This is a genomic window from Aureimonas sp. AU40, assembly GCF_001463785.1.
GTDB lineage: Bacteria > Pseudomonadota > Alphaproteobacteria > Rhizobiales > Rhizobiaceae > Aureimonas.
The window spans coordinates 61,168-73,867 of record NZ_BBWL01000001.1; the positions used below are offsets into that span (position 1 = coordinate 61,168).

The following is a 12,700-nucleotide window of genomic DNA, read 5'->3' on the forward strand; positions in this document are numbered from 1 at the left end:
AAGGAGCCTTCCGGCAGGAGTGGGACTTGCCTCGGGGGATTTTCGGACATGATGAAGCGCCTTGCGACCCTCCTCGTCGCTTTCGCGGCCCTTGCGAGCCCGGCGGTGGCCGCCTCCAAGCCGGAGATCGAAGCCGGTTTTCGCCGCTTCCTCGACACGGACATCTGGCCGGAAGCGCGGGCGGGCGGCGTCTCGCGGCCGGTCTTCGACGCCGCCTTTCGCGGCGTGAAGCCCAATCTCACCCTGCCCGACCTGCAATTGCCCGGCGAGAAGCCGAAGGTGGAGGAGGTGAACCGGCAGGCCGAGTTCCAGAGCCCCGCCGGCTATTTCAATGAGGAGAAGATCGCCGGCGTGGTGCAGAAGGGCCGGGCCTTGCTCCAGACCCATGCCGCGCTCCTCAAGCGCATCGAGGCCGAAACGGGCGTGCCGGGGCCGATCGTGCTCGCCGTCTGGGGCCGCGAGTCCGGTTATGGCGCGGCGAAGATTCCCTACAACGCCTTCGAGGTGCTGAGCACCAAGGCCTATCTCTCGCGCCGCAAGGATATGTTCCGAGCCGAGCTGATCGCCGCGCTGCAGATCGTCCAGGAAGGGCATCTTACCGTCGCCGACATGAAGTCCTCCTGGGCGGGCGCGCTCGGCCAGCCGCAGTTCATGCCGTCCAAGTTCCGCGCCCTGGCGGTGGACGAGGACGGCGACGGCCGCCCCGACATCTGGCGCTCGGTGCCCGACACGCTGGCCTCCATCGCCCATTATCTCCAGAAGAGCGGCTGGCAGCGGGGCCGGCCCTGGGGCTACGAGGCGAGCTTCCCCGCCGGCGTTTCCTGCACCGGCGAGGGGCCGGACCGGCCGCGCCCGATCGTGGATTTCGCCAAGGCCGGCGTCGCGCGCGCCGCCGGGCGCCCCTTCCCAGCAGCGGAGCTTGCGCGCCCCGGCCATCTCCTGATGCCGGCGGGCCGCGCCGGGCCGGGCTTCGTCGCGACGCCCAATTTCTACGTCATCAAGGAATACAACAATTCCGACCTCTACGCCCTGTTCATCGGCCATGTCGCCGACCGGATCGCCGGCAACGGCGCCTTTGCCGGACGCTGGCCGGGCGCGTCCGGCCTGACGCGCGGCGACGTCTCGCGCCTGCAGGAGCGTCTTCAGCGCGCGGGCTACGATGTCGGCGGCACGGACGGGCTCGCCGGCTTCAAGACACGCCGCTCCATCGGCCAGGCGGAGGAAAAGCTTGGCCTGCCCGCCACCTGCTGGCCGACGCCGGCCCTCGCCAAGCGGCTCGGCTGACGCGTCTTCGGCTGGAAAAGCGGTCGCGGCTAAGCCTGCTTCTTTAACCCCGCTGCCCTAGCTCCTTGGCAACGCCAGAAAGGAGCCCGAGATCCATGCCCGCCGCGCCCAAGGAAAGCACCGTCCTGAAGCGATCCATCGCGATGACGCTGCTCGTCGGGGCGACGGGCGTCGTCTTCGGCATTCTCTCGGGCTCGCTGTCCATCGCCTTCGACGGCGTCTTCTCCGTGGTGGACGCGTCGATGACCGGCATGGCGCTGCTCGTCACGCAGCTCATCGCGCGCGACACCAGCCGGCGCTTCCAGATGGGCTTCTGGCATTTCGAGCCTATGGTGCTCGCCTTCAACGGCGGGCTCCTGTCGCTCCTGTCCTTCTACGCCTTCGTCAACGCGGTGGGCACGATCCTCGACGGCGGCCGGGCGCTCGAATTCGGCTGGGCCATCGTCTACAGCTTCTTCGTGGTCGTGGTCTGCGTCGTCATGGCGCTTTATGGGCGGCGCGCCAACCGCGTGATCGGCTCCTCCTTCATCGCGCTGGACGTGAAGGGCTGGACCATGTCCGCCGCGATCACCGCCGCCCTGCTTGGCGCTTTCATCGTCGCCTTCGCGCTGGAGGGCACGGCCTATGCGCATTGGACCCCCTATGTCGATCCGGCGATCCTCGCCGTCCTGACGCTCTGCCTCATTCCCGTGCCGCTGCGGACGGTGGTGCAGGCCGTGCACGACATCCTGCTGCTGGCCCCGGCCGATCTCGACGCCCTGGCGCGGCGCGTGGCGGACGAGACAGTCCAGCGCTACGGTTTCCTGCGCGCCCACACCTATGTCTCCAAGGCCGGACGTTCGCGCATGGTGGAGATCCATTTCGTCGTCCCCAGGGACCGGATGTTCGGCACGATCGACGCCTTCGACGCGGTGCGCGAGGAGGTCGGCGCGGCGATCGGCGGCGCCGGGCCGGACCGCTGGCTGACCGTGGCGTTTACGGGCGACGAGAAATGGGCGGTTTGATTGGCTAGACCAACAAGAGATTCTTGCATTTTCTGGTCATCACCTTCAACCATCGGTTGATGTGTGGAGGCATCGGTGAGCAAACGTAATATCACAGATGAAGAAATTGGGCTTATTAAAGCAATGCTCAAGCGAGGCATGCGAAACGATGCAGCCCATTTTCATTTCAATCGCCAAGACCGATTGATCAGTCCCGGACGAATAGCGCAGATCAAGAGCGGAAAATACGGCGGGGCGATTGCCTCTGCTGATGACGTAGCGTTGGACCGCTTCCTAACGGAATTCTGGCAGCGATCAGGAGCGTCGCCGAAAGCGCCGATGTCTTCAGAACAAAGTTTAATCGAATTATTTGAGAATGACGGTGCTAATGGTTGGAGGTTAAAGGGTGGTGAGACCGATCGTGTGGAATGTAAACGTAGCTTTCGCATAGCCCCAGAACAGCGCTTCGCCGAAGTGGTTAAGGCGATTGCAGGAATGGCTAACAATAAAGGTGGAATCATCCTATTCGGTGTGGTGGATAGAACACTTGCCGTCGAAGGATTGACCGATGACGAGTTCGAGAAGATAGACCCCGCGATGATAAATCGCATTTTAGCTGGTGCTCTCGATCCGATCCCCCACGTCACCAAGTCGTCAGTGATGGTAGGTGGTAAGGCCGTTGGCATTCTCACGGTCGAGCCTCATGCAAGTGCTCCAGTAATAGCATTGAAAATGATGGGGCAGGACGTAAAGGAGGGGTGTGTCTACTTTCGCTATGTTGGTGAAACTCGAACGATTAAACCGGGTGAGTTGAGGCAGATTATTGCTATGCGAGAGCAGCGTGCTGTCGCTGATTTCTCACGCCGGATGGTAGGAGTTGCTACCGGCACCCAAGCAACGCTTGATCTAGAGAGTGGCCAAGTACAAGGTAATACCGGTGCCTTTGTCATCGACCAGACTTTGTTACCGCAACTCCAATTTATTCGAGAAGGCGATTTTAGCGAGGTCAGAGGTGCGCCTGCTCTCCGGCTCGTAGGCGACGTTCAACCAATCGATAAGGAAGCCCGAGAGAAAGCACGGATCATACGTGACTCGGTAACGCCAGACTCCGTAATTCGCAATTTCCTCAGTGGTGAGAAAGTTGCTGACGCTTTGCAATATATATACGCTCAGGCTCACTGTCAGCGCGGATGGTTGCCTCTATGGTATTATGTGAAAGGTGCAGGACTGGCGACAGATGCTTTGGTGGAAGATTTGCGATCATTAGTGGCAACACATCCTTCAAGTCGGGATAACGTCGTCCACCGGCTTCGCAACATTCAAGCTGCTTACAAGGTGCATCCTGGGAGGCCAAGCGTGATTTTGAAGCGGTTGGTGGCTGGAGAAGTGATGGCGGCCGGTTCTAGTACAGAGAATATGGCACTTTCTAAAGCTATTATGGGTTTGCCGGATGGATTCCAAGCGGCTGTCTCGATGAAATCAGTAGTGCTTGAAATGCTTGATAAGACTTCTGCGGGGTCAGCGGTGCGTAGTGCTATTTACCGGGCCGCGTGTAGGTTGGACGAAATACTTTATCGATAGGTAGTCGTCGATCCTATGAATACTGCATGATCGGGGCCATGAGTTAACACTGAATATCATATTGATCTAAAGCCATTTGGACTCAGGATCAGTCAGCATCAGTAGAAAAGCCCCCGGATCGCTCCGGGGGCCTCTTGTCGGATGCCGCCGATCTCAGGCGATGCGCCCGCCGCCTTGGCGGGTGATGGCGACCACTGAGGGGCGGGTCGGCATGTCGGGGTGGAAGTCGGGCCAGCGGGTGGAGAGGTCCTCGTAATAGGACAGGCGGCCGAAGCCTTCCCAATCCTCGCCGCCGTCGCCGGGATGCTGCACGGCGACGAAGGCGGTCTGCATGTCGGGCAGGAGCAGGGGGCCGCACATTTCCGCGCCCACCGGCACGCGGAAGAAGAGCTTCGAGGTGCCGCGCGCGGCGCCTTCCGTTTCCACCGCCCAGAGCCCGTCCGTGCGGCCGGTGCCCTTGGGCGAGTTGCCGTCGGTGGAGACCCAGAGCCGGCCCTCCGTGTCGACCGAGCAATTGTCGGGCATGCCGAACCAGCCGTTCTTCGTGGTCTCCGAGGAGAAGGTCGCGCCGACCTCGGCGACGCTGGGATCGCCGCATTTCAAGAGCACTTCCCAGCGGCCCTTGGTGGCGGCGAAGTCGCCGCCCTCCTCGTGGATCTCGATGATGTGGCCGAAGGCGTTCTTGGCGCGCGGGTTGGCGGCGTCGACCTGCTCTTCCTTGCGACGCGTGTTGTTGGTCAGCATGACGTAGACACGGCCGTTCGTGGCGTTCGGCTCCACGTCCTCCGGCCGGTCCATGGGCGTCGCGCCGAGAAGATCGGCGGCGCGGCGCGTTTCGATCAACACGTCGGCCTGGGTTTTGAAGCCGTTCTCGGCGGTCAGCTTGCCCTGCCCGTGGACCAGCGGCAGCCATTCCATCGTGCCGTCCTCGCCGAACTTGGCGACGAAGAGCGTGCCCTCGTCGAGAAGGCGCATGTTGGCGGCGCGGTCGCCCTCGACGAAGCGATCCTTGGTCACGAACTTGTAGACATAGTCGAAGCGCTCGTCGTCGCCGAGATAGAAGACGACCCGACCATCCTTCGAAACGATGGACTCGGCGCCCTCGTGCTTGAAGCGGCCGAGCGCGGTGCGCTTCTTCGGCACCGAGTTCGGGTCCATCACGTCGACCTCGACCACCCAGCCGAAGCGGTTCGGCTCGTTGGGCGCCTTGGACACGTCGAAGCGCTCGTGAAAGCGGCCCCACTGATAGGTGCCCTCGGGAATGCCCATGCGCTTGTAGTTGGCGGCCTCGCGGTGGCCTTCCGGCAGCTTACCGGTGAAGTAGCCGTGGATGTTCTCCTCGGCCATGATGTAGGTGCCCCAGGGCGTGACGCCGCCGGCGCAATTGTTGATCGTGCCGAAGACGCGGCGCCCGCTCGGGTCGGCTGCGGTCTGGAGGCGGAGGTGGCCGGCGGCGGGGCCGGTCAGTTCCATCTCGGTTCCGGCGGTGATGCGGCGGTTGAGCGCGCCGTCCCGCACCACCTGCCACTTGCCCTCCACTTTGCGAATCTCGACCACCGTGCCGCCATGGGCGGCCATCTCGATGTCGACGCGCGTCCGGTCGGCGTCTTTGATGGCGAGAATGGGGATTTTCTTTTCCGGGTTCTTCTCGTCCGCCTTCTCGCTCAAGCTGACGATGCCGGGGAACATCAGATGCTCGTTCGTGTATTCGTGGTTCACAACCAGCAGCCCGTGCTCGGACGAGCCGTTCAGCGGAATGAAGCCGACATAATCGTTGTTGTAGCCGAACTGGCGGGCCTGGGCTTCCGGCGTCTGGTTGCGCGGGTTGAAGGCAGGCGAGTCGGCAAAGAGCGGGTCGCCCCAGCGCAGAAGCACGTCGGCGTCGTAGCCGCTGGCGACGTGATGCGTCTCGTCCACGCCGGCCTCGACCTCGGTGAAGTCGAAGCGCGAAGCCGGGCCTTCGGCCTTGGCGTCGCCAGCGCTCATGAGCGCCACCGGGCCGAGCGTCGCCGCGATGGCGGTGGTGGCCAGCGCGCCGCGCAGCAGGTCGCGCCGCGAGAATCGGGCGGTGATGATCTCGCCCATCGTGCGGTTTGCGGTGGGGTTCAGGCCCTCGCCTTCGGCATCCTCGAGCCGGCTAGTGGGAAAGGCGGCGTGGCGGGGTAGGGCGTGCTCGGTCATCTCGGGTCCTTCGCGCTAGTCTGGAACGGTTCCAGCGCGCCCTAGGAGGCCGAGATAACAGGCCCATGACACAAAGCACGCGAGGCTTAGCAAAGCCCCGCGCCGCCGCGTCAACTCAGGAAAAGGTGATGCGAAAGCGATCGGGCGTGATCGTTTTCCTCGCGCTCGGCTGCGGCTTGAACCCCGTCCGCCAGCCTTGAGGTCGGCGGACGGGAGAAAAGAAAAGTTACCAGAGCAACTCGACATGCGGGCGCCCGTCGGAGGTCTTCTCCAACGTGCGACCGTTCCGGTCGACCCGGCATGAGACGCGCTGGCGGAAGGCGGAAAAGCTCTCGAAGGTCACGACGTCCACCGGCTGGTCGAAGCGCAGAACGAGGCGGAACCGATCGGCCTCGCCGGGCAGCGCCTCGACGCCGAGGATGGATGCCTCGAAGGGCTGGCCGAGATAGAAGCCGCGCACGCGCGCCCCGAGCCGGTAGGGGTCGAACGCGCCGCGATTGCCGACGCGGGCATGAAGCGTGTTCCAGTCGCGATAGCCATATTGCGCGGCGACGAGTTCGAGGGCCCGCGAATGGGTCAGGCTTTCGCCACCGCGCGACAGCGCGGCGCGCAGGCGCTTGGCCTGATCCTTCAGGCCTTCGAGCGCTGGAAGGGGCGTGGGATATGTCATGGCGGTCTCCACTCTCGGCATGTCTTCGAGGCGAGGGGAGTCCGCGTTGCCGCTCGCGACATGCCTGAACAGGAATGACCGATAAGCCGAGATCGAAGAGAGCTTCACCAGGGCGCCGAAACGCCTGCGAACGGCCGGGGCTCTCAGCCCGCAGCCGTCCTTATACAGCGAAATCGGAGTGTTGGGTAGCGGGCGCTCACTTCGTCCCGAGGCAGAGGACAGGATAGATCGACTCCTGCACCTTAGCCGTCGCGTCCGGCACGCTTTCCAGCGCCGCCTTGGCGTCAGCCGTCTCAAAGGCGACATGGTGCTGGGTCAGGAAGCGAGCGGCCGCGTCCGGACGGATGGCGAAGTTGATGGACTGCGGAATGTCGCCCGTCAGATCGGCCACGGCCACCGCGTTCAGCTTGGCGGTGACGACGCCGACGACCCGGCCGGCGAGGTCGATCAGCGGGCCGCCCGAATTGCCGGGCTGCACGGGCGCCGAAATCTGCAGGTAGTTCGCGTCGTTCATCAGGCCCATGAGCGAGGAAATGTTGCCACGCGTCACGTTGAGGCTGTCGGCCAGGATCGAGCGCAGCGGGAAGCCGAGCGCCAGAATGTCCTCGCCCAGGCGCGGCTTGCTGGAGACGATCGGCAGCGGCTGGCCGAGCGCGGCATCTACCTTCACCAGCGCGAGATCGTGGTCTTCATCCACGATCACCTGGCTCGCGGCGCCGAGATCGCCGACCAGAACGGTCTTGCAGCTCTTGGCGACATGGGCGTTGGTCAGGAGCCAGCCGTCCTTGGACACGACGAAGCCGGTGCCCGAGGAGTCGAAACCGGGGGCGGCCAGCGCCGGACCCTGCGGCTGCGGCGCCGGCTCGTGCTCGCCGAAGGCGACGCCCTCGGCGCGGCCCGAGCGGAACAGCTTGGCCATGGGGCCGATATCGTTGGCGCGGGGCTCGCCGGAGAAGGGGTCGAACGTGTTCTCGGCGACCACGGTGTAGGGTTTCACGTCGCCGTCATGCGCCTTATCCCACGCGACGGAGAAGCCGCGCAGATCGCCGTCTCGGCCTGAAAAGCGGATCAGGAAGGAGCGCCCGTCTTCCTGGCCGCGAATCGTGAAGGCGTCGCCGGCCAGCGACGAGGAGGAAACGGTCTTGTTCTCGGCTTGCGTGGACAGGACGTTGAAGACGCCTTCCAGCGAATAGCCTTCGTCGTGGAAGCGAACGGTCTCGATCTCCACGCCGCTGTCGGCCGAGCGCCAGATCGAGCCGACCTCGGTCTCACCGGCGGGCGAGACGAGCGCGCCGGGCAGGCCGAAGCGCACGCCGGTGCGGTCGTCGCGCACCAGATGGAAGCCCAGCGCGTCGCGCGCCTTGTCGCTTTCCGCGATCACCTTCTTGAGGAAGGCGTCGGTCATCACGCCATCGGCGGAAAAGCCGTTGCGGGCTTGAAAGTCGCGGATCGCGCGCAATGTCTGAGGTCCGACGCGGCCGTCGAACGTGCCGACATAATCGCCCGTCCAGGCGAGGCGCGTCTGGAGGCCGATGCGGAAGGCGGCATCGGTGTTGTCGTTGTAGGCCGAGGCGAGATCGGTGCTGGCGAAGGCGGGAGAAACGGCCATCGGAAGCGCCACCGGCGACGCGCACAGCACGAGACCTGCCAGAACTGCCTTCAACATCCCGCGCATGGCGTGTGTCCCCGAATTCCCAATCTTGTGGAAAACGCGGCGAAGCCGTTTTCGATCCCGCCACGTTAGCAGATTGTCAAGAATTGACTGTCGGAATTTTCGGCGAGGTTTCTGATTCGTCTCGAAAATTCGTCGATTTGAATCGATCCCGCCGAACGCCCGTTTCGGTCGCCTCTCAGTTTGGAGCGAACCGTTCGGGCTCGCTCGGTTCCAGTTCCAGCCCGGCGATCCGCTCGCCCCGCCGCACCAGCTTCTCCGTCGAGACCAGGATCTGGTCGACATCCCGACCGGTCTGGTGGAAGTGGGTCTTGAGCGCGGCGACGCGGGCGTCGAGTCGTTGCAGATCTTCCGCCAGAAGCATGACTTCCTTCTGAATGCGGCCGGCTTCCTGGCGCATTCTCTGGTCCTTCAACAGCGCTTTCACCACCTCGATCGAGAGCATCAGGAGCGAGGGGGAGACGATCACCACGCGGACCCGGTGGGCGCGGCGGATGATGTCCTCGAAATGCTCGTTGAGCTCGGCGAAGACCGATTCGGAGGGAACGAAGAGGAAGGCCGTGTCCTGCGTCTCGCCCGGCAGGAGATACTTCTCCGACACCGCCTTGATGTGAACGTCCATATCGCGGCGCAGGCGCGTGGCGGCGGCGTCGCGCGCCTCGTCGCTCGGGGCCTCGCGAAAGGCGTTCCAGGATTCCAGCGGAAACTTCGCGTCGATCACCAGCCCCGGCGCGCCGTTCGGCATGGGGATCACGCAGTCCGGCCGCTTGCCGTTGGAGAGCGTCGCCTGGAAGGAATAGCTGCCGCGCGGCAGCGAATCCATGACGATCGCCTCCATCCGCGCCTGCCCGAAGGCGCCGCGCGCCTGCTTGTTGGCGAGAATGTCCTGCAACCGCACGACCTCGCCGGCCAACCCTCGGATTTCGCCCTGCGCCCGGTCGATCACTGCCAGCCGCTCCGACAGGCGCGACAGGGTCTCGCCGGTCTGCATCTGCGCCTCGGCCAATGTGCGCCCGACCCGGTGGCCCATCCCGTCCAGCCGCTCGGCCACAGTGTGGGCCAGCTCGGCCTGCCGCGCGCCCAGCATCTCGCCCATGGAATGAAGCCGCCCCGCCAGCTCGGCCTGCGCCCGTAGAATGGCCTCGGCGCCCTCGCCGGGCGCCTCGTCCGCGCCGCCGAGACGCCGAACGAGGCGCCAGAGAAAGATCAGCGCGGCCAGGGCGAGCAGCACTTCGCCGACGCTTACCGGCCGCTGGCCGAGCGCGAAAAGCGGACTGTCGAGAAGGCTGGCGATCTGCACGAAGCTCATGACGGCGAGCCTATCCGATTCGCTCCAAGGCCACCAGATCAAAACAGGAACATCGCCGGGTCGGTTGACCGTTCTCGCGCCTGCGTTTACCTGACGCGCATGACCGTCAAGCCCCTTGTCATCCTGCCCGATCCGATCCTTCGTCGCGTGTCCGAACCGGTGGCCCGCATCGATGATGGCGTGCGCCGTTTCGCCGACGACATGCTGGAAACCATGTACGACGCGCCGGGCATCGGCCTTGCCGCCATTCAGGTGGGCGAGCCGCTGCGCATGCTGGTGATCGACCTCGCCAAGGAAGACGAGGAGAAGGCGCCGCAGGTCTTCCTCAACCCGGAGATCCTCGCCTCCTCGGACGAGCGCTCGGTCTACGAGGAAGGCTGCCTCTCGATCCCCGACTACTATGCCGAGGTCGAGCGCCCCGCGACGGTGCGCGTTCGCTATCTCGATCTGTCGGGCGAGACGAAGGAAATCGAGGCGGACGGGCTGCTCGCCACCTGCCTCCAGCACGAGTTAGACCACCTCAACGGGGTCCTCTTCATCGACCATATTTCCAAGCTCAAGCGGGACATGGTGATCCGCAAGTTCACCAAGGCCGCCAAGAAGCCGCTTTGAGACGGCCCGGCGCAGCTGCCGCTTGCCGAACGGTTCGCTCGAGGCTTTCCACCGCCGCAGACCCCGAAAGGGCGAGATCATGACGCTTCGCGTCGTCTTCATGGGCACGCCGGCCTTCTCGGTGCCGACGCTGCGCGCGCTGGCCGAGGGCGGGCACGACATCCCCGCCGTCTACTCGCAGCCGCCGCGCCCGGCGGGCCGGCGGGGCCTCGCGCCGACGCCCTCGCCCATTGCGCTGGAGGCCGAGCGGCTGGGCATCGAGGTGCGCACACCCGCCTCGCTGAAAGGCGCGGAGGAGCAAGCCGCCTTCGCCGCTCTCCGGGCGGATGTCGCGGTGGTGGTGGCCTACGGACTTCTCCTGCCGCCCGCGATCTTGGACGCCCCGCGCCTTGGCGCCTTGAATGGCCATGGCTCGCTTCTGCCGCGCTGGCGGGGCGCGGCCCCCATTCAGCGCGCGATCGAGGCGGGCGATGCCGAGACCGGCATGATGGTGATGCGCATGGAAGCCGGCCTCGACACCGGCCCGGTGGCGCTCACCGACACGCTCACCATCGGCGCGCGGGAAACGGCGGGCGAGCTGCACGACCGGCTGTCCCTCTCCTCCGCCGCGCTGATGGTGCGCGCGCTCGACGCGCTGGAGGCGGGAACGCTTCGCTTCGAGCCGCAGGACGAGATCGCCGTGCGCACCGGGCGCGAGGTGCTTTACGCCCGCAAGATCGAGAAGAGCGAGGCTGAAATCGACTGGACGCGCGGCTCCGGCGAGATCGCTCGGCGCATCAACGCCTTTTCGCCGTTTCCCGGCGCCTGGACCACGCTCGCCGGCGAGCGGCTGAAACTCCTGCGCGCGGAAAGCGCCGAGGGCTCGGGCGCGCCCGGCACGGCACTGGACGACCGGCTTCTCGTGGCGACGGGGGAGGGGGCGGTGCGCCTTCTCGACGTGCAGCGGGCCGGCGGCAAGGCGGGGCCGGCGGAACTTTTCCTGCGCGGCGCGAGCGTTCCCGCCGGCACGCGGCTGGGATAGGTCATGCCCCGCTACAAGCTGACCATCGAATATGACGGCACGGCCTATTGCGGCTGGCAGCGGCAGAAGAACGGCATGTCGGTTCAGGAGACGATCGAGATCGCGCTCCAGGCCTTTTGCGGCGAGGACGTGACGCTGTTCGGCGCTGGGCGCACCGACGCCGGCGTCCACGCCACGGGCCAGGTCGCCCATGTCGATATCCCCAAGCTCTGGCGAACCGACACGGTGCGCGACGCGCTGAACGCGCGGCTGCGCGAGGAAGGCGGCGTCGCCATCCTTTCGGCCGAGCTGGTGCCGGAGACGTTCGATGCGCGCTTCTCCGCCCGCAAGCGGCATTATCTCTACCGCATCCTGAACCGCCGCCCGCCCCCGAGCATCCTCAAGGGGCAGGTCTGGTGGTGCTGGAAGCGGCTGGATGTCGAGGCCATGGACCGCGCCGCCAAGCGCCTGCTCGGCACGCACGACTTCAACACGTTCCGCTCGGTGAACTGCCAGGCCAAGAGCCCTGTGCGCACGTTGGAGCGGCTGGACGTGGTGCAGGGGCCCGGCGAGGAGGTGCATATTCACGCCTCGGCGCAGTCCTTCCTGCACAATCAGATCCGCTCCTTCGCCGGCTCGCTGAAGCTCGTCGGCGAGCATCGCTGGAGCGAGGCCGATCTCGTGGCCGCGCTGGAGTCCCGCGACCGTAAGCGCTGCGGCCCGGTCGCCCCGCCGGACGGGCTCTACCTCACGCGGGTGGACTATGCCGCACTCGATCTTTCGAGTGCCGCACTCGAGACACCCAGCGCTCCGCCCTCAGGCGAGGGTGACGCCGAAGAGATCGGAGACGGCGGCGTAGGAGAGGAGTGAGACGAAGACCATCATCGTGACGATGGCGACCGAGAGCGGCAGTTCCGTCACCGTCGCGTTGGCGACGAGCCGCACGGTGAGCACGATCGAGGCGATCGCCACGAAGAGGCCGATCAGCGCCGTCACGTCGCTCGACCCCGCGAGAAGCAGGAGGACGAAGAAGGGCGAGAAGATCCAGGCCAGGAGCGCCCCGCCCCAGTTCGTCGCCACCACCAGCGGCACCATCTTGCGCGAGAAGCCGAGCGGGCGCGCGAACGAGGCCAGAAGCAGGATCGGCAGGAGCCAGGCGGTCACATCCGCCAGCGCATGGGCGCCGTAGATCGCCAGCCGCCCCGGATGGGGCGAAAAGGGCGGGCGCTCCACCGTCTCGTATTCCAGCCAGGCCAGCACGGTCGGCGGCAGGGCGACGACGAGCGCGGCGAAGGAGCGCCAGAACCCGTCGGCGCTGAGATCGAGAAGGGCCAGCCCGTCGCGCCGCCCGGCCATGAGTCGCGCGGCTCCCGTGAAGTAGCGCACGATCTCGGCCAGACTCGGCATG

The 12,700-nt window shown here is 65.5% G+C and carries 11 protein-coding genes; 6 read left to right on the forward strand and 5 right to left on the reverse strand.

Annotated features, from left to right (window positions below):
* Positions 1-48: 48 nt before the first annotated feature.
* The 3 genes from AUL32_RS00310 (at position 49) to AUL32_RS24355 (ending at position 3,848) form a co-directional block, all read left to right on the forward strand.
* The gene (locus AUL32_RS00310; RefSeq protein WP_082659040.1) at positions 49-1,284 is read left to right on the forward strand and encodes a lytic murein transglycosylase; all 1,236 of its coding nucleotides are present in this window, start codon (positions 49-51) and stop codon (positions 1,282-1,284) included.
* 95 nt (positions 1,285-1,379) lie between these two features.
* Entirely contained in the window at positions 1,380-2,288 is a 909-nt protein-coding gene (locus tag AUL32_RS00315; RefSeq protein WP_062110927.1) for a cation diffusion facilitator family transporter, read from the forward strand.
* Positions 2,289-2,363: 75 nt separating this feature from the next.
* Complete coding sequence (locus tag AUL32_RS24355; RefSeq protein ID WP_156421263.1) at positions 2,364-3,848, forward strand: AlbA family DNA-binding domain-containing protein; 1,485 nt, start codon at positions 2,364-2,366, stop codon at positions 3,846-3,848.
* A gap of 153 nt (positions 3,849-4,001) precedes the next feature.
* On the opposite strand, the gene AUL32_RS00325 is transcribed toward AUL32_RS24355, so the two are convergent.
* From AUL32_RS00325 to AUL32_RS00340, 4 genes are all read right to left on the reverse strand, one after another.
* The gene (locus AUL32_RS00325; RefSeq protein ID WP_062110929.1) at positions 4,002-6,029 is read right to left on the reverse strand and encodes a PhoX family protein; all 2,028 of its coding nucleotides are present in this window, start codon (positions 6,027-6,029) and stop codon (positions 4,002-4,004) included.
* Between the two features lie 226 nt (positions 6,030-6,255).
* Positions 6,256-6,699, reverse strand: coding sequence for a glyoxalase superfamily protein (locus AUL32_RS00330; RefSeq protein WP_062110992.1), 444 nt, complete (start codon positions 6,697-6,699; stop codon positions 6,256-6,258).
* 196 nt (positions 6,700-6,895) lie between these two features.
* Positions 6,896-8,374 (reverse strand): serine protease, encoded by a 1,479-nt coding sequence (locus tag AUL32_RS00335; protein WP_062110930.1) that lies wholly within the window; start codon positions 8,372-8,374, stop codon positions 6,896-6,898.
* A 175-nt stretch (positions 8,375-8,549) separates the two neighbouring features.
* On the reverse strand, positions 8,550-9,680 hold the full coding sequence (locus AUL32_RS00340; RefSeq protein WP_062110931.1) for a DNA recombination protein RmuC: 1,131 nt from the start codon (positions 9,678-9,680) through the stop codon (positions 8,550-8,552).
* 99 nt (positions 9,681-9,779) lie between these two features.
* On the opposite strand from AUL32_RS00340, the gene def reads away from it, so the two are divergent.
* The 3 genes from def (at position 9,780) to truA (ending at position 12,162) form a co-directional block, all read left to right on the forward strand.
* Positions 9,780-10,292 carry a peptide deformylase gene (def, locus tag AUL32_RS00345; protein WP_062110932.1) on the forward strand — a complete coding sequence of 171 codons (513 nt, stop codon included), beginning with the start codon at positions 9,780-9,782 and terminating at the stop codon, positions 10,290-10,292.
* 79 nt (positions 10,293-10,371) lie between these two features.
* Positions 10,372-11,313, forward strand: coding sequence for a methionyl-tRNA formyltransferase (gene fmt, locus AUL32_RS00350; protein ID WP_062110933.1), 942 nt, complete (start codon positions 10,372-10,374; stop codon positions 11,311-11,313).
* 3 nt (positions 11,314-11,316) lie between these two features.
* A complete protein-coding gene (truA, locus tag AUL32_RS00355; protein ID WP_062110934.1) occupies positions 11,317-12,162 on the forward strand; it encodes a tRNA pseudouridine(38-40) synthase TruA in 846 nt (281 codons plus the stop codon).
* Here the strand turns inward: truA and AUL32_RS00360 are convergent.
* On the reverse strand, positions 12,109-12,699 hold the full coding sequence (locus AUL32_RS00360) for a hypothetical protein (protein WP_061973965.1): 591 nt from the start codon (positions 12,697-12,699) through the stop codon (positions 12,109-12,111). The two genes, truA and AUL32_RS00360, sit on opposite strands and share 54 nt — an antisense overlap.
* Position 12,700 lies beyond the last annotated feature (1 nt).

Bases quoted from the DNA above. Each gene is read 5' to 3' on its own strand.
- AUL32_RS00315 (WP_062110927.1), top strand. From the start codon at position 1,380: ATGCCCGCCGCGCCCAAGGAAAGCACCGTCCTGAAGCGATCCATCGCG.
- AUL32_RS00310 (WP_082659040.1), top strand. From the start codon at position 49: ATGATGAAGCGCCTTGCGACCCTCCTCGTCGCTTTCGCGGCCCTTGCG.
- AUL32_RS00360 (WP_061973965.1), bottom strand. From the start codon at position 12,699: ATGCCGAGTCTGGCCGAGATCGTGCGCTACTTCACGGGAGCCGCGCGA.
- truA (WP_062110934.1), top strand. From the start codon at position 11,317: ATGCCCCGCTACAAGCTGACCATCGAATATGACGGCACGGCCTATTGC.
- fmt (WP_062110933.1), top strand. From the start codon at position 10,372: ATGACGCTTCGCGTCGTCTTCATGGGCACGCCGGCCTTCTCGGTGCCG.
- def (WP_062110932.1), top strand. From the start codon at position 9,780: ATGACCGTCAAGCCCCTTGTCATCCTGCCCGATCCGATCCTTCGTCGC.
- AUL32_RS00325 (WP_062110929.1), bottom strand. From the start codon at position 6,029: ATGACCGAGCACGCCCTACCCCGCCACGCCGCCTTTCCCACTAGCCGG.
- AUL32_RS00330 (WP_062110992.1), bottom strand. From the start codon at position 6,699: ATGACATATCCCACGCCCCTTCCAGCGCTCGAAGGCCTGAAGGATCAG.
- AUL32_RS00335 (WP_062110930.1), bottom strand. From the start codon at position 8,374: ATGCGCGGGATGTTGAAGGCAGTTCTGGCAGGTCTCGTGCTGTGCGCG.
- AUL32_RS00340 (WP_062110931.1), bottom strand. From the start codon at position 9,680: ATGAGCTTCGTGCAGATCGCCAGCCTTCTCGACAGTCCGCTTTTCGCG.